The organism is Streptomyces sp. NPDC048288 (genome assembly GCF_043201555.1).
Classification (GTDB): domain Bacteria; phylum Actinomycetota; class Actinomycetes; order Streptomycetales; family Streptomycetaceae; genus Streptomyces.
The window spans coordinates 73,975-90,513 of record NZ_JBICZD010000005.1; the positions used below are offsets into that span (position 1 = coordinate 73,975).

The window sequence follows — 16,539 nt, forward strand, 5'->3', positions numbered from 1 at the left end:
GAGCACTATAGGGTGAATCATCGACCGGGGATGGGAGAATGCCCTCTCACCGGGTACGGGGCCCCGGATGGAGGCCGGTGGCGGGGACCGAGGCCGCGTCCGCGTACCGGGGTACGCTTCGGGACCACTGGTAGCACCCGCGGATCCATCCGATCATGCCCTCCACATAGCCGATGCCGGCCGGGGTCAGCTCCGCCTCGATCGCCCGGTGGATCCTCTGGAACTCCTCGATCGTGTCGTTGATCCGCTGGACGGCCAGGTGGACGGCGGCCTGCAGTGAGCCACCGCGCTCGCGCTGGTACGCCAGGGCCAGGTTGATCATTTCGCCCGCGCGCTGCTCCTTCACCGCGGAGAACAGGTCGGCCGTCCACACCGCCGCGTCGGCCGACAGCCTGCCGAGCCGCAGTACGCCGGGGTGGTGCAGTTCGGCCAGGGGCACCTCGTGGGACTGGGCGGCCTCGTACAGCGGGTAGAACGGCTCGACGCCCGCGGTCAGCGACCGTATGGAGGTGCACTCCCCGGACCGCAGGGGGAAGGGCTGGTCCTGGGCCACCGCCTCGTACAGCAGGCCGTGCACGTATTCACGGCTCTTCCACGCCCACCGTGCGGCCTGTGCGGGTGTGCACCGGTCCCGGACCTGCCGCTGGAGGTCGGCGAGGGCCGCTCCGAGAGGAGTGGTGGGCGCCTGCCCGTCCCGCAGGATCGCGACGCTCTCGCACAGCATGGGCAGCAGCAGGCCCGGGGAGCGCCTGCCGACGTCCTCCGCGCGGTCGTCGAAGACGAACTGGTAGGCGATCTGGTTGGCGACGATCTGGAGAAGGCCGGGATCCACGCCCGGGCTGGTGCAGGAGGCGAGCTGGGCGGGGCGCGTGCGGGCGATCATCTCCGCCACGCCCGGGGCGCCGGTCAGCCCCCGCGCGCCCAGCCACGCGTCGACGCCGGCGGCCGCCTCGGACTCATGCGGGTTGCGGGCGAAGGGAAAGGGCATGCGCAGATGGTGGTCGATCAGGTCCCTGAGATTGGGGACCCGGGTTCCGTCCAGTACACCGACCGTGCAGTCCTCATGCGTCGTCGACAACGTGATCACCTGCCGTTCGGGAATGGGAGGTGCGCGGGGCGCCCGCGGTCCGGGGCGAGGGGGTTCGCGGGCGTGCCTCGCAGGTCATGAGCAGCGACCGTGGTCCCAGCGTGATGGCGGGCCGGGGCGGCTTCGGGGTGTGACCGGGGAGATGGCGCAGGCGCCGGTGGGCGGCGATGGTCGCGAGCGCCAAGGTGGCCTCCACCATGGCGAACTCGTCCCCGAGGCATTTGCGGTTGCCGACGGAGAACGGCATCGCCGCGCGGCGCTGTTCGGCGGTGGGCCGCCCCGGCAGCCAGCGGTCGGGGTCGAACCGCTCGGGGTCGGGGAAGGACGCCGGGTCGTGGTGCAGGAGGTAGGGGCTGTAGAGCACGGTGGCCCCCGCGGGCAGCCGGCGCCCGGCGAGTTCCGTCTCCCGGGTGGCGACCCGGGTGAAGAGCCAGCCCGGTGACGAGTGGCGCAGCGTCTCGGAGACCACGCACCGGGTCCGGACGAGGTGCGGGAGATCGTCGGGGCCGGGCCGGCGGCCGTCGGCGAGGACGGTGTCCAGTTCGGCGTGCAGGCGCCGCTCGGCCGCCGGATGGCGGGCCAGCAGATCGAAGGCCGCGGCCAGGCACAGGGCCGTGGTCTCGGCGCCCGTGAGCAGCAGGGTGATCAGGTGGTCGTGGATCTCCTGGTCCGTGATCGGCGGGCCGTCCCCGTCCGCGTCCTCGGCGCCGTGCGCCGCCGTCAGGAGCGTTCCCAGCACGTCGTCCCGGTCCGGGCCCCGGCGGCGCCGCGCGATCACCGTGTCGATGATGGCGTGCAGGCGTGACAGGGCGTTCCGGTAGCGGCGGTTGGCGGGGGTGGGCAGGCGGAACAGGGCGTCGATCGGGACGACCGTACGGACGAAGAGGCCGCGCACGACGTCGGCGAGACAGTCCCGGACCCGGGCGGTCGTCGGGTCGTCCAGCGAGTCGGAGAGCAGGACCCGGCTGATCGTGCGGGTCGTGAAGGTCATCATGGCGTCGGTGACCGGAACGGTCCGGCCCGTCCGCCACCCCTCGCACACCGCTTCGGCCTCCTCGGTGACGAGGTCCGTGTACGCGGCGACATGGGACGGGCGGAACGCCGGCTGCAGCAGCCTGCGTTTGTCGCGGTGCGTGGACTGACGGCAGGTGACCAGTCCGTCGCCCATCAGTTTCCCGAGCCTGTCGTAGAGCGGGCCCCCCTTGTCGAAGGTGTGCGGATCCATGAGCACCTCGTGGGCCAGCTCCGGGTGACACACCATCCAGGCACGCTGGGGGCCCAGTCGTATCTCGACCAGATCCCCGTGCGCGGGCAAAGAATTCAGAAACGCCAGCGGGCGACGGTACAAGGCGATACCGTGACCGAGGAGAGGGAATATGCCGGGAGCAGTACCTGTCGTCCACGTTCGTTTTTGTTCGGGCACGGCACGGTTCATGAAAGCCTCCTGTCCGGTGCGAGACGTGTTCTGCCCAGTTGAACGGTCTTCAGGTTTCCCGAAACCTTTCTCCAAAGGGGCGCACGGGGGCACGCTGAAGCAAATTGCACAGGGCGTGAACGGCTGTTGATGCCTTGTGCATCGACAGTGCATTCCTCCCGCCCCATGAGTGCGGTCCCGCCCCAGGCGCGGGACGGGACCACGTGGGCTCGGATTTCCTTCACCCGGACGGATTTCAGCGCGGGTGACGACCGGATGTCCTACTCGCAGAACCGCGCGGTCACCCATTTCTCATCCGAGAACAACAGGGTCCGGTCGCTGTGGTGGGGCGAGTTCGGGTTCGAGGACCGGGAGTACGCCAGCAGGGTGCGGGCCGCCGCTCCGTACGACGAACTGGTGCCCCCCGAGCGCGGAGCCGAGCGGGACACCCGCCCCGCGCGGTTCGTCGACGGTGTCCGCCAGGGCCGTGGCGAAGCCCGGAGTCGCGGTGTTGAGCGTGTTCGGTGTGTGCACCGGGTCCGTCGCGGAGAACGGCACCTTCCAGAACTGCGCGGCCGGCACGGAGGACCTCAGCATCCGCCGGAAACGGTCGAAGAGCAGGGCGCCCCCGCTGTCCGTGTTCATGGTCCGGTCCCAGGACGCCGGCACCGGGCACGCCCCGGCGACGTCGACGGCCTCGCCGTCACTGCCCGTCGCCGTACCGCCCGGCAGAGCGGCGCACGCCGTCGCCGCGTCGGCCGCCGCCAGCGCACCCGCGGGCGCCCGGTTCGCGAACTCCCGGTCCTGGAGGTCCCGGACCGTCAGCCCGCCCCGCGCGGCCATCGCCGCCACGTCTTCGATCGCGCCCCGGGTCCGCGGCCCGCGCTGCGACCCGACCGTGCCGAAGATCCGCCCGTACCCGGTGAGGGGCCGGTCGGCGCTGGCCGGCCAGGCGCCGTCGTTGGAGTTGGCGGGGTTGGGAGCGGTGAACGTCGCGACGTCTGCTGGTGTGCGGAGGCGGGCGGTAGACGTGCTGATGGGGTGGCCGTGTGCTTCGAGGGCGCTGGGCCGGAACCGTCCCACCCACGCTTCGGGCGGGGAAAGCCGCGGCGGTGTAGCGGCTGCCGGCCGTCGCCAAGTCAGGCGTACCGGGCGACCGGCCGGTCACGGTCGTTCGACGCCCTTGGCGTTGGCGCATGTCCTGGCCTGCGGCGGATGCACTCCGTCCTCGGCCGTCCCGACCGTGTAGTCGTGCCTCAAGGACGTCACGTCGATCGGCTCGGCCGGCGCCGGTGGCGCTGCGGGTCCGGATGGAGGTCCGCGCAGACTTTGTCCTCAGGGTGGAAAAAGTTGGATCCGTTTCGCTCCTAAGTTCTTCACGGTTTGGCAAATCGCTGCTACGTTCCTTCCCGAAGCCAGAGGACTTTGCCGACGCGGACAGAGGCCTGGGCCCTGGCCTGGGACGAGGGGAGGGGTTCGTGAGGCGCATGACCGCTCGACCTGAGAACTCGCATCAGGCGCGGCTGCTTCGCCTGCTGCGTGATGGCGGCTCCAACTCCCGTGCCCAACTGGGTGACCTGGTGGATCTGTCGCGTTCGAAGCTGGCTGTCGAGGTGGACCGGCTGCTGGAGACGGGGCTGGTTGTCGCGGACGGGTTCGCCCCCTCACGCGGCGGGCGACGCTCGCACAACATCAGGCTCGCGCCGACCCTGCGTTTCCTCGGTGTCGACATCGGTGCCACGTCGATCGATGTGGCCGTGACGAACGCGGAGTTGGAGGTCCTGGGGCACCTGAACCATCCGATGGATGTCCGTGAAGGGCCGGTGGCGGTCTTCGAGCAAGTGCTGTCGATGGCTGCCAAGCTCAAGGCATCCGGTGTCGTGGAGGGCTTCGACGGCGCCGGCATCGGGGTCCCGGGGCCGGTCCGCTTCCCGGAAGGTGTGCCGGTCGCGCCTCCGATCATGCCGGGGTGGGACGGCTTCCCGGTGCGGGAGGCGCTCAGCCAGGAACTCGGCTGTCCGGTCATGGTCGACAACGACGTGAACCTGATGGCCGTGGGAGAGCAGCACGCGGGCGTGGCGCGTTCCGCGCGTGACTTCCTGTGCATCAAGATCGGCACCGGCATCGGCTGCGGGATCGTGGTCGGTGGCGAGGTCTACCGGGGGACGACGGGCAGCGCCGGAGACATCGGGCACATTCCGGTGGAACCGGGAGGCCGTGCTTGTGCGTGCGGCAACCGAGGCTGCCTGGAGGCGCATTTCAGCGGTGCCGCGCTGGCCGGCGACGCGGAGGAGGCCGCGCGAGCGGGCCGGTCGCCGGAGCTTGCCGCCCGGCTGGAGGCTGCCGGGCGTCTGACCGCCGCGGACGTGTCGGCCGCCGCCGCGGCGGGCGACACGGTGGCTCTCGAACTGATCAGGGAGGGCGGGAAGCGTCTGGGCCAGGTCATCGCCGGACTGGTCAGTTTCTTCAACCCCGGCCTGGTGGTGATCGGCGGTGGTGTGACCGGACTCGGCCACACACTGCTCGCCAGCGTCCGGACCCAGGTGTACCAGCAGTCCTTGCCGCTCGCCACCCGCAACCTGCCGATCGTGCTGGGTGAGTTGGGGCCGAACGCCGGAGTCATCGGCGCGGCCCGGCTCATCAGCGATCACGTCTTCTCGCCTGCCTGACCGGATACAGATCATCCCGAATGCCACCGCGATCCGATGGCATAGCCGCAATCCCATGGCATCGCCACATTCCCATGGCATGGCCGCAATCCCGGGCCGCTACCTCAACCCCTAGAGCGCTGTACCACTCCATGACGCTCGGTGACCTGGTCCGGCCACCGCGCTGATCGCATGGCCGTCAGGCCCTCTCCGGCACCACCCGTACGCCCCGGCACGCACGACGCCTGGGGCTCCCCGGAGCTGCCCGCACACCCGAACTCCCTGTTCAGCCTGCCCACTCACGGCCCGCATCCGCCGAGGGGATTCTTCATGGCACCACTACCACCCCTGCTCACCATGTCCGGCATCACCAAGTCCTTCCCGGGCGTCCGCGCCCTGGACGGTGTGGACCTCGACGTCCAGGCCGGCGAAGTCCACTGCCTCCTCGGCCAGAACGGCGCCGGCAAGTCCACCCTGATCAAGGTGCTCGCCGGAGCCCACCAGCCCGACGGCGGTGAGATCACCTGGCAGGGCGAGCCCGTGACCCTGGGATCGCCGATCGCCGCCATGCGTCTCGGCATCGCCACCATCTACCAGGAACTCGACCTGATCGAGGGGCTGTCCGTCGCGGAGAACGTCTTCCTCGGACACGAACCGACCTCTGCCGGGTTCGTCGTGCGCGGCTCGGCCGCCCGCACGGCGACCGCGGAACTGCTCAAGCGTCTCGGGCACTCGGAGATCGATCCCGCACGGCTCGTCGGTGAGCTGTCCGCGGCACAGCAGCAGATCGTCTCGATGGCCCGCGCACTCTCCCACGAGGTGCGGCTGATCGTGATGGACGAGCCGTCGGCGGCGCTCGACCCCGAAGAGGTGGACAACCTGTTCAGGATCGTGGGCGATCTGACGGCCGAGGGTGTCGCCGTCATCTACATCTCCCACCGCCTGGAGGAGATCCGGCGCATCGGAGACCGGGTCACGGTTCTGAAGGAGGGCCGGTCGGTCGCCGACGGCCTGCCCGCCAAGTCGACTCCGACCCATGAGGTCGTGGCCCTGATGACCGGGCGGAATGTGGAGTACGTCTTTCCCGAGCGGCCCGAGGCCGGGTTCGCCGCGGGGAGGGAGCCGGTACTGCGGGTGGAAGGACTCACCAGGCGAAGGGAGTTCGCGCCCGTCGATCTGGAACTGCGGCCCGGCGAGATCGTCGGTCTCGCCGGACTCGTCGGCTCCGGGCGCAGCGAGATCCTGGAGACGGTCTACGGGGCGCGCAAGCCCGACGGCGGTCGTGTCCTCGTCGACGGCACGCCGCTGCGCCCCGGCAGCGTCCGGGCCGCCGTGCGCGCCGGCATCGGCCTCGCGCCCGAGGAACGCAAGGCCCAGGGCCTGCTGATGCTGGAGTCCGTCACCAGCAACGTCTCGATCTCCACCCTGTCCCGGTTCGCCCGCGCGGGCTGGCTCGACCGGCGAACCGAGCGAGCCGCGGCGCACCGGGCGGTCCGGGAGCTGTCCTTGCGGCCCGACAATCCCGATGCCGCGATCAGGACGCTGTCCGGCGGCAACCAGCAGAAGGCGGTGCTCGCACGCTGGCTGTTGCGCGGCTGCAAGGTGCTGCTGCTGGACGAGCCCACCCGGGGTGTCGACATCGGTGCCCGGGCGGAGCTCTACACGGTGATCCGCCGCCTGGCCGACGAGGGTCTGGCCGTACTGCTCGTGTCCAGCGAGGTGCCTGAGGTCCTGGGGCTCGCCGACCGGGTGCTGGTGCTCCGTGAAGGCACCGTCGTACACACGGCGGACGCCCGGGAGCTCGACGAGCACCGTGTACTCGATCTTGTGATGGAAGGGAGCCCGACGTCATGACGCAGCCGGCCGCATCGGCACACAAGGACGCGCCGACGTCCACCGCCAAGGCCGCGGCGGACAAGGAGGGTTCGGGAGCGCGCCGACCACTGGGCGGGTGGGGGGACGTGCGTACCCTGTCCCTGCTCGGTGTCCTCGCCGTGCTCGTCGCGGTCGGTGGGATCACCGCACCGGACGAGTTCCTGAAGACGAGCAATCTTCAGCTCATCCTCACCCAGTCGTCCGTGATCGGCGTCGTCACCGTCGGCATGACGTTCGTCATCACCAGCGGCGGGATCGACCTGTCGGTCGGCGCGATGGTGGCGCTCGCCTCGGTGTGGGCGACGACGGTGGCCACACAGGACTTCGGCTTCGCAGGCATCCTCTTCACCGCTGTGATCGTCGGCGTGGGCTGCGGTCTCGTGAACGGCCTGCTCATCGCCTACGGCAGGATGGTGCCGTTCATCGCGACGCTGGCCATGCTCGCGTCCGCCCGGGGTCTGGCGCTGCAGATCACGGGCGGCACCACCCAGATCGTGAGCGTCCAATCCGTGCTCGATCTCGGTGCCAGGGACTCCTACGTCCTCGGCATCCCTCCCCTGGTTCTGATATTCGCCGTGGTCACCGTCATCGGCTGGCTGCTGCTCAACCGCACCACCTTCGGCCGCCGCACCGTCGCGGTCGGCGGCAACGCGGAAGCGGCACGCCTGGCCGGGATCGACGTCCGCCGCCAGCGTCTGTACCTGTATCTGCTGTCCGGACTGTGCTGCGGAATCGCCGCGTTCATGCTGATCGTGCTGGCCGGGTCGGGCCAGAACACCAACGGCAACCTCTACGAGCTGGACGCCATCGCCGCCGCGATCATCGGCGGCACCCTGCTCAGCGGCGGCCGCGGCACCATCGTCGGCTCCGTCCTCGGGGTGCTGGTCTTCACCACCATCACCAACATCTTCGCCCTGAACAACCTCGAGACCGCTGTCCAGCAGATCGCCAAGGGCGCCATCATCGTCGCCGCCGTCCTGGTCCAGCGCCGCTCGCCGCACGGCGACGCCTGAGACGTCGGCGCCACCCGACGCTCGGCCCCACACCGCCGGACGGCGGCCCCTGACACCGCCGTCCGGCCCCCCCACAGCCACCATCCGGCACCTCCACAGCCTCCATCCGACACACACCGCCCAGTCGAAGGGTCGATCCGCCATGCCCAGAACCCCCGCCACCAGCCGCAGAGCGCTGCTGTTCGGCACCGCGGCCGTGTCCGCCGGTGCGCTGCTGACGGCCTGTACCAGCAACGACCCCAAGAACAAGGAAACGGCCGCGGACAACGCCCCGGTCGCGGACGACAAGCCGGGCAAGGCCGTCACCATCGGCTTCGCCGGCCCGCAGGCCGACCACGGCTGGCTCAACGCCATCAACGACAACGCCAAGTCCCGTGCCGAGAAGTACTCCGACGTCACGCTGGAGATCACCGAGGGTTCCAACGACATCGCCCAGCAGATCGGCCAGATCCAGACGCTGATCAACAAGAAGGTCGACGTCCTGGTGATCCTGCCGGCCGACGGCAAGGCACTGACCCAGGTCGGTCTCCAGGCCATGAAGGCCGGCATCCCCGTCGTCAACCTGGACCGCGTCTTCGCCTCCCCGCAGGCGTACCGCTGCTGGATCGGCGGCGACAACTACGGCATGGGGCTCAACGCCGGCCACTACATCGGCGAACAGCTCAAGGGCAGGAAGAACGCCAAGGTCGTCGAACTCGCCGGCCTCGACAACCTCGAACTCACCCAGCAGCGCACCAAGGGCTTCGACGACGCGCTGAAGAACTACCCCAACATCCGCAAGGTGGCCCGCCAGGCGGCCGACTTCACGGTCGAGTCCGGCCAGGCCAAGATGGCGCAACTGCTGCAGGCCCAGCCGCAGTTCGACGCGCTGTGGAACCACGACGACGACCAGGGCGTGGGCGCGCTGCGGGCCATCGACCAGGCCGGCCGCGACGACTTCCTGATGGTCGGCGGCGCGGGGGCCAAGTCCGCGATGGACGCCATCAAGGCCGGAAAGGGCGTGCTCAAGGCGACCGTCCTGTACCCGCCGACGATGGCCGCCTCCGCCATCGACCTGGCCCGGGCGCTCGCCCAGGGCAAGGGTGTCGGCGGCCTCGCCGAGTTCGAGATCCCGTCCTCGGTGACGCTCTACTCGGCCGTGGTCACCAAGGACAACGTCGACCAGTACCTGCCGACCGGCTTCATCTGACCGGTCCGGGCCGGGGAGCCCCGCGAACACAGCGATGAGTCAGTGACACTCCGACGAGGAGATCCGTATGGAACAGAGGGACAGTCGGACGGCCCCGCCGGCACTCGGCGTGGGGATGGTCGGCTACGCGTTCATGGGCGCCGCGCACTCACAGGGGTGGCGCACCGTGGGGCACGTGTTCGACCTGCCGCTGCGGCCAGTGCTGGCCGCGATCGCCGGCCGCGACGCGCACGCCGTGCGGGCGGCGGCGGACAAGCACGGCTGGGCCGCGGCGGAGACCGACTGGCGCGCCCTCGTGGCCCGCGACGACGTACAACTCGTCGACATCTGCACACCGGGCGACAGCCATGCGGAGATCGCGATCGCGGCGCTGGAGGCGGGCAAGCACGTGCTGTGCGAGAAGCCGCTGGCCAATTCGGTCGCCGAGGCCGAGGCCATGGTGACGGCCGCAGAAGCGGCCCGCTCGCGCGGTCAGCTGGCGATGGTGGGCTTCAACTACCGGCGCGTGCCCGCCCTCGCCTACGCCCGCCGACTCATCGCGGACGGCAGGCTGGGCACGCTGCGCCACGTTCGGGTCTGCTACCTCCAGGACTGGCTCGTCGACCCCGACTTCCCCCTGACGTGGCGGCTGCAGCGGGAACACGCGGGGTCGGGGGCGCTGGGCGACCTCGGCGCGCACATCGTCGACCTCGCCCAGTACCTGGCGGGTGAGCCGCTGGTCGGGGTCTCCGCCCAGATGGAGACCTTCGTCAAGGAACGCCCCCGCCTCGACGGTGTCTCCTCCGGTCTCACGGCTTCCGGCGGCCCCCGGCGCGGGCCGGTCACGGTCGATGACGCGGCCGTGTTCACCGGCCGACTCGCCTCGGGGGCCCTCGCCTCGTTCGAGGCGACCCGGATGGCATCGGGGCGCAAGAACGCCCTGAGCCTGGAGGTGAACGGCGAGTTCGGTTCGCTCGCCTTCGACCTCGAGCGCCTCAACGAGCTGTCCTTCCACGACCACCGGGAGCCCGCCGCCACCGCGGGGTTCCGCAGGATCGTCGTCACCGAGCCCGAGCACCCGTACCTGGAGGGCTGGTGGCCGCCGGGCCACGCGCTCGGCTACGAGCACACCTTCGCCCACCAAGCCCGTGATCTGGTCGAGGCCATCGCCTCCGGCGCCGATCCGATCCCGTCGTTCGCCGACGGTCTGCAGGTGCAGCGGGTGCTCGCCGGGGTGGAGGAGAGCGCGCGGAAGAACTCCGTGTACACCCCTGTCCAGGCCGTCGTGGCCGCAGTCCGGTAGCGATCCGGCACGAACCTCCGCCTCTCTTGGAGCCGCCATGCCCCGCCCGTTCACCCTGTTCACCGGTCAGTGGGCCGACCTGCCCTTGGAGGAGGTCTGCCGGCTGGCCCGCGACTTCGGCTACGACGGCCTCGAACTCGCCTGCTGGGGAGACCATTTCGAGGTCGACAAGGCCCTGACCGACCCGTCCTACCTGGCCGCGCGGCACGCCCTGCTCGACAAGTACGGTCTGAAATGCTGGGCGATCTCCCACCATCTCGTCGGCCAGGCCGTCTGTGACAACCCCATAGACGAGCGGCACCAGGGCATCCTGCCCGCCCGCATCTGGGGCGACGGCGAGCCGGAGGGCGTACGGCAGCGGGCCGCGGCCGAGATCAAGGACACGGCCCGTGCCGCGGCGGCCTTCGGCGTCGACACGGTCGTCGGATTCACCGGGTCGTCGATCTGGCATCTGGTGGCCATGTTCCCGCCGGTGCCGGAACGGATGATCGAACGCGGCTACGAGGACTTCGCGGAACGCTGGAATCCGGTCCTGGACGTGTTCGACACCGAAGGGGTCCGCTTCGCCCACGAGGTCCACCCGAGCGAGATCGCCTACGACTACTGGACCACCCGACGCGCCCTGGAGGCCGTGGACGACCGGCCGGCCTTCGGGCTCAACTTCGACCCCAGCCACTTCGTCTGGCAGGACCTGGACCCGGTCGGCTTCCTCTACGACTTCCGGGACCGCGTCTACCACGTCGACTGCAAGGAGGCCCGCAAGCGTCTGGACGGGCGCAACGGGCGGCTCGGCTCCCACCTGCCGTGGGGCGATCCGCGGCGTGGCTGGGACTTCGTCTCCGCCGGACACGGAGACGTCCCCTGGGAGGACGTCTTCCGGATGCTGCGTTCGATCGGTTACGACGGACCGGTCTCCGTGGAGTGGGAGGACGCCGGCATGGACCGCCTCACCGGCGCGCCGGAAGCGCTCGCCCATCTGAAGCGGTTCGACTTCGACCCGCCCTCCGCTTCCTTCGACGCCGCGTTCGGAGGCCGCGACAACTAGGGACCTCCACTCGGGACGATCGCTCCCTGGATCCAGCCGGACGAGGGCCCGGCGGTGGGACCGCCGCCGGGCGGATCCCGGCTGCCCGGACCCCTCTTTGTCCTGCATCTGGAGAAAGTTCGACTTCTTTCTGCGCAAGGTCTTTCTGCGGAGGACGAACCGGGTTACGGTCCCGTCTCAGACACAGGCGCCACACAGTGGTCCGACAGCGACGGCGCACACCCCACCGGTGGCACTGCTCACCGCTCCGTCTGCCGGACGCCATCCGTGCACAGCACACGGCCGGCCGCCGCCACGAATCCCGCACAACTCACCGCCGACTCCTTCGCCGTAACCACGCGCGCCACGGAGTCGCTCTCCCGGGCCGCAGCCAAGGCCCGCTCCTGTGCCGACGGTGGGCGGGGAAACCAGCCCCGCACCCGCCCACCGTCCTCCAACCGCAACGGAACATCGACATGGCAGGGAGGCACCCGTGAACAACGACGGGAACGCATCGAAGCCCCGGACCGGTGGGCAGACCGCACGCACCGGCGTCTGGTTCGTCGGAGCCCGCGGATCGGTGGCCACCACCGCCGTCGCCGGATGCGCGGCGGTCACCGCCGGACTGCACCGACCGACCGGCATGGTCACCGAGACACCACCGTTCGACGGCACCGGCCTGCCGTCCCTGTCCTCGCTCGTCTTCGGCGGCCACGACACCGCCCACTGCCCGCTGCCCAAACGGGCCGACCAGCTCACCGACGCCGGCGTCCTGCCGCACGGACTCGCCGCGGCCGTGCACGCCGAACTCCGGGCCGCGGACGAGGAGATACGACCCGGTGGCCCGCTCCCGGGCGACACGCGCGGCGACGAGGAACTCATCGCGGACTTCGCCGCCGACCTCACCTCGTTCCGCGTGCGCAACGCCCTGGCACGGGTGGTCGTCGTCAACGTCTCCTCCACGGAACCGCCGCCCGCACCCGAAGACCCGCGGCTCCCGCCCAGTTCCCTCTACGCGGCCGCCGCTCTGCGAACCGGGTGCCCCTACGTCAACTTCACGCCGTCCACCGGGCTGCACACCCCGGCGCTCACCACAGCCGCCGCGGCCGCCGGACTTCCGTACGCGGGCCGTGACGGCAAGACCGGCCAGACGCTGCTGCGGGCCGTGCTCGCCCCGATGTTCGTCCAGCGCGTCCTGAAGGTACGGGCCTGGTCCGGCACCAACCTGCTGGGCGGCGGCGACGGGGCGGCGCTGGCCGACCCCGGCGCGGCTGCGGCGAAGAACGCCGGCAAGGAACGCGTCCTGACCGACATCCTCGGGCACACCCCGCAGGGCGAGGTGCACATCGACGACGTACCGGTGCTCGGCGACTGGAAGACCGCCTGGGACCACATCGCCTTCGAAGGCTTCCTCGGCTCGCGCATGATCCTCCAGACCATCTGGCAGGGCTGCGACTCGGCCCTGGCGGCACCGCTCGTCCTGGACCTGGCGCGCCTGGTCGCCCGCTCCCACGAGGTGGGCCTGTCCGGCCCGCTCCCGGAACTCGGCTTCTACTTCAAGGATCCCGACGGCGGCCCGTCGGGCCTCTCGGAGCAGTTCACCGCCCTGCTGTCGTTCGCCGACCGACTGCGGGGGACGAAGTGATCGCCGCACCGCGGCGCGGGTCCCGGGCGCGGCTGCGGGACTGGGCCGAACTGCTCCGCGTCTCCGCGCTGTTGACCGTGCCGGGCGACGCCCTCGCCGGCGCTGCGGCCACCGGGCTGCGACCCAACCGGGGCACGGCGTACGCCGCGTGCGCCTCGCTCTTCCTCTACGAGGCGGGCATGGCACTCAACGACTGGGCCGACCGCGACGAGGACGCTCTCGACCGCCCCCACCGCCCCGTTCCCTCCGGCCGTATCTCCCCGACTGCGGCGCTGGCAGCGGCCGGACTCCTGACCGCGGCAGGCCTGACGTCCGCCGCCCGCGCCGGCCGGCCCGCACTCGCGGTGGCGACGAGCCTGACCGCCACGGTCTGGGCGTACGACCTCTGGTTGAAGCACACCCCCGCCGCCCCGGCGGCGATGGCGGCGGCCCGCGCCCTGGACCTCCTGCTCGGCGCCACGGCAACCATGTCCGCGCCCACCATGACGCCGACCGCCCGCAGAGCCGCCGACCCACCACCGTCCGCGATGCCCGGCCGGGGGAGAGGGCACAAAACAGGGGGGCGGAGCGGGGGACCTCCTGCCACGCCCGGTATCGCCTTCCGTGCCGCGGCTCCGGCCGCCGCGCTGGCCGCCCACACGTACGCCGTCACCGCCGTCTCGCGGCACGAGGCGCACGGCGGTTCGACGCTCACCCCCCTCGCCGCGCTCGGCCTGACGACCACGCTCGGCCTGCTGCTGTCCCGGACCCGCGTGACGGCAGGACCCGTCCCGGCGCTGTCGGCCGCCGCGTACGTCCGCACCGCCGCCGGTCCTTTCCTGCACGCCGCCCTCAACCCGTCCCCACCCCTCACGCAGCGCGCCGTCGGCGGTGGCATCCGCGCCATGATCCCGCTCCAGGCCGCGCTCGCCGCCAGGACCGGGGCGAACGGCACCGCACTCGCCGTGCTCGGGCTCGCCCCCGCGGCCCGTGCCCTCGCCCGGAAGGTGAGCCCCACATGAGCGGCCGGCAGCGACTGCGCCTCGGCTACGGCACCAACGGCCTCACCGACCTCCGTCTCGACGACGCCCTCGGCCTGCTCGCGGACCTGGGCTACGACGGCGTCGGACTCACGCTCGACCACATGCATCTCGACCCGCTCGCGGACGATCTCGCCGCTCGTACCGCCCGGGTCGCCCGCCGGCTCGGCGAACTCGGCCTCACCGCGACCGTCGAGACCGGCGCGCGTTACGTGCTCGACCCGCGCCGCAAGCACGGTCCGTCGCTGCTCGACCCGGACACCGAGGGCCGTGCCGCCCGCACCCGGCTGCTGCTCAGGGCGGTCCGGGTCGCGGCGGACCTCGGGGCCCACGCCGTGCACTGCTTCAGCGGCATCACCCCGCCCGGCACCGACGACGACACCGCGTGGCGGCGCCTTCGGGAGGCGCTGCTTCCCGTCCTCGACGCGGCGGCCGCCACCGGCGTGCCGATCGCGATCGAACCCGAACCGGGACACCTCCTCGCCACGCTCGCCGACTTCCATCACCTGCGCACCGTGCTCGGCAGCCCTTCTCCGCTCGGCCTGACCCTCGACATCGGCCACTGCCAGTGCCTGGAGCCGGCCACGCCCGCCGAGTGCGTGCGGGAGGCGGCGCCCTGGCTGCGGCACGTGCAGATCGAGGACATGCGCCGCGGGGTGCACGAGCATCTGCCCCTGGGCGACGGCGAGATCGACTTTCCGTCCGTGCTGGACGCACTCGCCGACACCGGCTACCGGGGCCTCACCGTCGTAGAGCTGCCCCGGCACTCCCACGCGGGGCCGGAGCTGGCCCGGTCCTCCGTGGAGTTCCTGCGGACCGCGACGGCCACGACCGCGAAGGGAGTGCCCGCAGTATGACGCACCCACTTCCCTGGACCCGAGCCGATGTCGAGGCCCGGCTGCCCGACGACGCGGCGCGCGCCTGGCTGGCCGAGGCGCTGGCCGACGCCGCGCGCGGACCGACAACACCCCCGACAGTGCCCGCCCCTTACGCGGCCGATACCTGGGAGCTGCGGTTCGCCGCCGCGGGACGGCACTGCGGCCATGACAACGCGGACGCCGTCCGCACGCTGCTGCTGATCGAGGCCCGGGCGGGACTGGCCGCCCTGACCCGGCTCTACCGGCACGGCAGTGCCGCCGAACGCCGCGCCGTGCTCCGGGTGCTCCCGGTGCTGGTCGACGGACCGCACGCCCTGCACCTCGTCGAGGACGCCCTGCGCAGCAACGACACCCGGCTCGTCGCTGCCGCCGTCGGCCCGTACACCGCCGCGCACCTCGATCCGCACGCCTGGCGTCACGCCGTCCTGAAGTGCCTGTTCACCGGCGTCCCCCTCGACGCGGTCGCGAGCCTGGCGCAACGCGCGTCCGGCGACGGCGAACTGGCCCGCATGCTCACCGACTACGCCGCCGAGCGGACGGCCGCCGGCCGCGAGGTCCCCGACGACCTCGGCCGCGTGCTGACCCTGACGGGCGAAGAGCCCAAGGAGCTTTGATGCGTATCTTCGACCCGCACATCCACATGACATCCCGCACCACCGACGACTACGAGGCCATGTATGCCGCCGGGGTACGCGCCGTCGTCGAACCGTCCTTCTGGCTCGGGCAGCCCCGCACCGATCCGGCCAGCTTCTACGACTACTTCGACGCCCTCCTCGGCTGGGAACCCTTCCGCGCGGCCCAGTACGGCATAGCCCACCACTGCACCCTCGCGCTCAACCCCAAGGAGGCCAACGACCCACGCTGCACGCCGGTCCTGGACGCCCTGCCCCGCTACCTGGCCAAGGACGGCGTCGTCGCCGTCGGCGAGATCGGCTACGACTCCATGACACCGGCCGAGGACACCGCGGTGGCCGCCCAGCTTCAGCTCGCCGCCGCCCACGGCCTGCCCGCCCTGGTCCACACGCCCCACCGGGACAAGCTCGCCGGTCTGCACCGCACCCTCGACGTCGTGCGCGAGTCGAGCCTGCCGGTGGAGCGGGTGCTGCTCGACCACCTCAACGAGACGACCGTCGAGCACGCGAAGGACAGCGGCTGCTGGCTCGGGTTCTCCGTCTACCCGGACACCAAGATGGACGAGGACCGCATGGTCACGATCCTGAAGACGTACGGGACGGAGAAGGTCCTCGTCAACTCGGCAGCCGACTGGGGAAAGAGCGACCCGCTGAAGACCCGCAAGGTCGCCGACGCCATGCTCGCGGCCGGCTTCGGCGAGGACGACGTCGACCAGGTGCTGTGGCGCAACCCGGCGGCCTTCTACGGACTCAGCGGCCGTCTCCGGCTCGACGTCCCGAAGCCGGAGGGCCTGCACGAAGGCAACTCCGTCCTGCGCGGCGGGGAGTGAGCC

The 16,539-nt window shown here is 71.3% G+C and carries 13 protein-coding genes and 1 pseudogene; 11 read left to right on the top strand and 3 right to left on the bottom strand.

Features of this window, described 5'->3' with window-relative positions; genetic code table 11:
• Positions 1 to 46 precede the first annotated feature (46 nt).
• From ACGFZS_RS19130 to ACGFZS_RS19140, 3 genes and pseudogenes are all read right to left on the bottom strand, one after another.
• Positions 47 to 1,087, bottom strand: a complete 1,041-nt coding sequence (locus ACGFZS_RS19130) for a (-)-alpha-amorphene synthase (RefSeq protein ID WP_393796091.1) — start codon at positions 1,085 to 1,087, stop codon at positions 47 to 49.
• The gene (locus ACGFZS_RS19135) at positions 1,062 to 2,810 is read right to left on the bottom strand and encodes a cytochrome P450 (RefSeq protein WP_393796092.1); all 1,749 of its coding nucleotides are present in this window, start codon (positions 2,808 to 2,810) and stop codon (positions 1,062 to 1,064) included. The genes ACGFZS_RS19130 and ACGFZS_RS19135 overlap by 26 nt, the downstream gene beginning before the upstream one ends.
• Positions 2,783 to 3,485: pseudogene (locus ACGFZS_RS19140) on the bottom strand (penicillin acylase family protein); the annotation flags it as partial. The pseudogene ACGFZS_RS19140 and the gene ACGFZS_RS19135, both read right to left, overlap by 28 nt.
• A 503-nt stretch (positions 3,486 to 3,988) precedes the next feature.
• Here ACGFZS_RS19140 and ACGFZS_RS19145 point away from each other — a divergent pair.
• From ACGFZS_RS19145 to ACGFZS_RS19195, 11 genes are all read left to right on the top strand, one after another.
• Entirely contained in the window at positions 3,989 to 5,170 is a 1,182-nt protein-coding gene (locus ACGFZS_RS19145; RefSeq protein ID WP_393796565.1) for an ROK family protein, read from the top strand.
• A 309-nt stretch (positions 5,171 to 5,479) separates the two neighbouring features.
• A complete protein-coding gene (locus tag ACGFZS_RS19150) occupies positions 5,480 to 7,003 on the top strand; it encodes a sugar ABC transporter ATP-binding protein (RefSeq protein WP_393796093.1) in 1,524 nt (507 codons plus the stop codon).
• Entirely contained in the window at positions 7,000 to 8,037 is a 1,038-nt protein-coding gene (locus ACGFZS_RS19155) for an ABC transporter permease (protein ID WP_393796094.1), read from the top strand. The genes ACGFZS_RS19150 and ACGFZS_RS19155 overlap by 4 nt, the downstream gene beginning before the upstream one ends.
• Positions 8,038 to 8,179: 142 nt before the next feature.
• On the top strand, positions 8,180 to 9,226 hold the full coding sequence (locus tag ACGFZS_RS19160) for a substrate-binding domain-containing protein (protein ID WP_393796095.1): 1,047 nt from the start codon (positions 8,180 to 8,182) through the stop codon (positions 9,224 to 9,226).
• Positions 9,227 to 9,293: 67 nt separating this feature from the next.
• On the top strand, positions 9,294 to 10,508 hold the full coding sequence (locus ACGFZS_RS19165; protein ID WP_393796096.1) for a Gfo/Idh/MocA family protein: 1,215 nt from the start codon (positions 9,294 to 9,296) through the stop codon (positions 10,506 to 10,508).
• 37 nt (positions 10,509 to 10,545) lie between these two features.
• A complete protein-coding gene (locus ACGFZS_RS19170) occupies positions 10,546 to 11,553 on the top strand; it encodes a sugar phosphate isomerase/epimerase family protein (protein ID WP_393796097.1) in 1,008 nt (335 codons plus the stop codon).
• 472 nt (positions 11,554 to 12,025) lie between these two features.
• Positions 12,026 to 13,177, top strand: coding sequence for an inositol-3-phosphate synthase (locus tag ACGFZS_RS19175; protein WP_393796098.1), 1,152 nt, complete (start codon positions 12,026 to 12,028; stop codon positions 13,175 to 13,177).
• A complete protein-coding gene (locus ACGFZS_RS19180) occupies positions 13,174 to 14,178 on the top strand; it encodes an SCO3242 family prenyltransferase (protein WP_393796099.1) in 1,005 nt (334 codons plus the stop codon). Before ACGFZS_RS19175 ends, ACGFZS_RS19180 begins: the two co-directional genes overlap by 4 nt.
• Positions 14,175 to 15,053 carry a sugar phosphate isomerase/epimerase family protein gene (locus tag ACGFZS_RS19185; protein WP_393796100.1) on the top strand — a complete coding sequence of 293 codons (879 nt, stop codon included), beginning with the start codon at positions 14,175 to 14,177 and terminating at the stop codon, positions 15,051 to 15,053. Before ACGFZS_RS19180 ends, ACGFZS_RS19185 begins: the two co-directional genes overlap by 4 nt.
• The gene (locus ACGFZS_RS19190; RefSeq protein ID WP_393796101.1) at positions 15,050 to 15,688 is read left to right on the top strand and encodes an EboA domain-containing protein; all 639 of its coding nucleotides are present in this window, start codon (positions 15,050 to 15,052) and stop codon (positions 15,686 to 15,688) included. The genes ACGFZS_RS19185 and ACGFZS_RS19190 overlap by 4 nt, the downstream gene beginning before the upstream one ends.
• The gene (locus ACGFZS_RS19195) at positions 15,688 to 16,536 is read left to right on the top strand and encodes a TatD family hydrolase (protein WP_362602897.1); all 849 of its coding nucleotides are present in this window, start codon (positions 15,688 to 15,690) and stop codon (positions 16,534 to 16,536) included. The genes ACGFZS_RS19190 and ACGFZS_RS19195 overlap by 1 nt, the downstream gene beginning before the upstream one ends.
• Positions 16,537 to 16,539: the final 3 nt, after the last annotated feature.

Coding starts and splice junctions, on each gene's coding strand:
- ACGFZS_RS19135 (WP_393796092.1), bottom strand. CDS start 2,810: ATGGGTGACCGCGCGGTTCTGCGAGTAGGACATCCGGTCGTCACCCGC.
- ACGFZS_RS19145 (WP_393796565.1), top strand. CDS start 3,989: ATGACCGCTCGACCTGAGAACTCGCATCAGGCGCGGCTGCTTCGCCTG.
- ACGFZS_RS19150 (WP_393796093.1), top strand. CDS start 5,480: ATGGCACCACTACCACCCCTGCTCACCATGTCCGGCATCACCAAGTCC.
- ACGFZS_RS19155 (WP_393796094.1), top strand. CDS start 7,000: ATGACGCAGCCGGCCGCATCGGCACACAAGGACGCGCCGACGTCCACC.
- ACGFZS_RS19160 (WP_393796095.1), top strand. CDS start 8,180: ATGCCCAGAACCCCCGCCACCAGCCGCAGAGCGCTGCTGTTCGGCACC.
- ACGFZS_RS19165 (WP_393796096.1), top strand. CDS start 9,294: ATGGAACAGAGGGACAGTCGGACGGCCCCGCCGGCACTCGGCGTGGGG.
- ACGFZS_RS19170 (WP_393796097.1), top strand. CDS start 10,546: ATGCCCCGCCCGTTCACCCTGTTCACCGGTCAGTGGGCCGACCTGCCC.
- ACGFZS_RS19185 (WP_393796100.1), top strand. CDS start 14,175: ATGAGCGGCCGGCAGCGACTGCGCCTCGGCTACGGCACCAACGGCCTC.
- ACGFZS_RS19190 (WP_393796101.1), top strand. CDS start 15,050: ATGACGCACCCACTTCCCTGGACCCGAGCCGATGTCGAGGCCCGGCTG.
- ACGFZS_RS19195 (WP_362602897.1), top strand. CDS start 15,688: ATGCGTATCTTCGACCCGCACATCCACATGACATCCCGCACCACCGAC.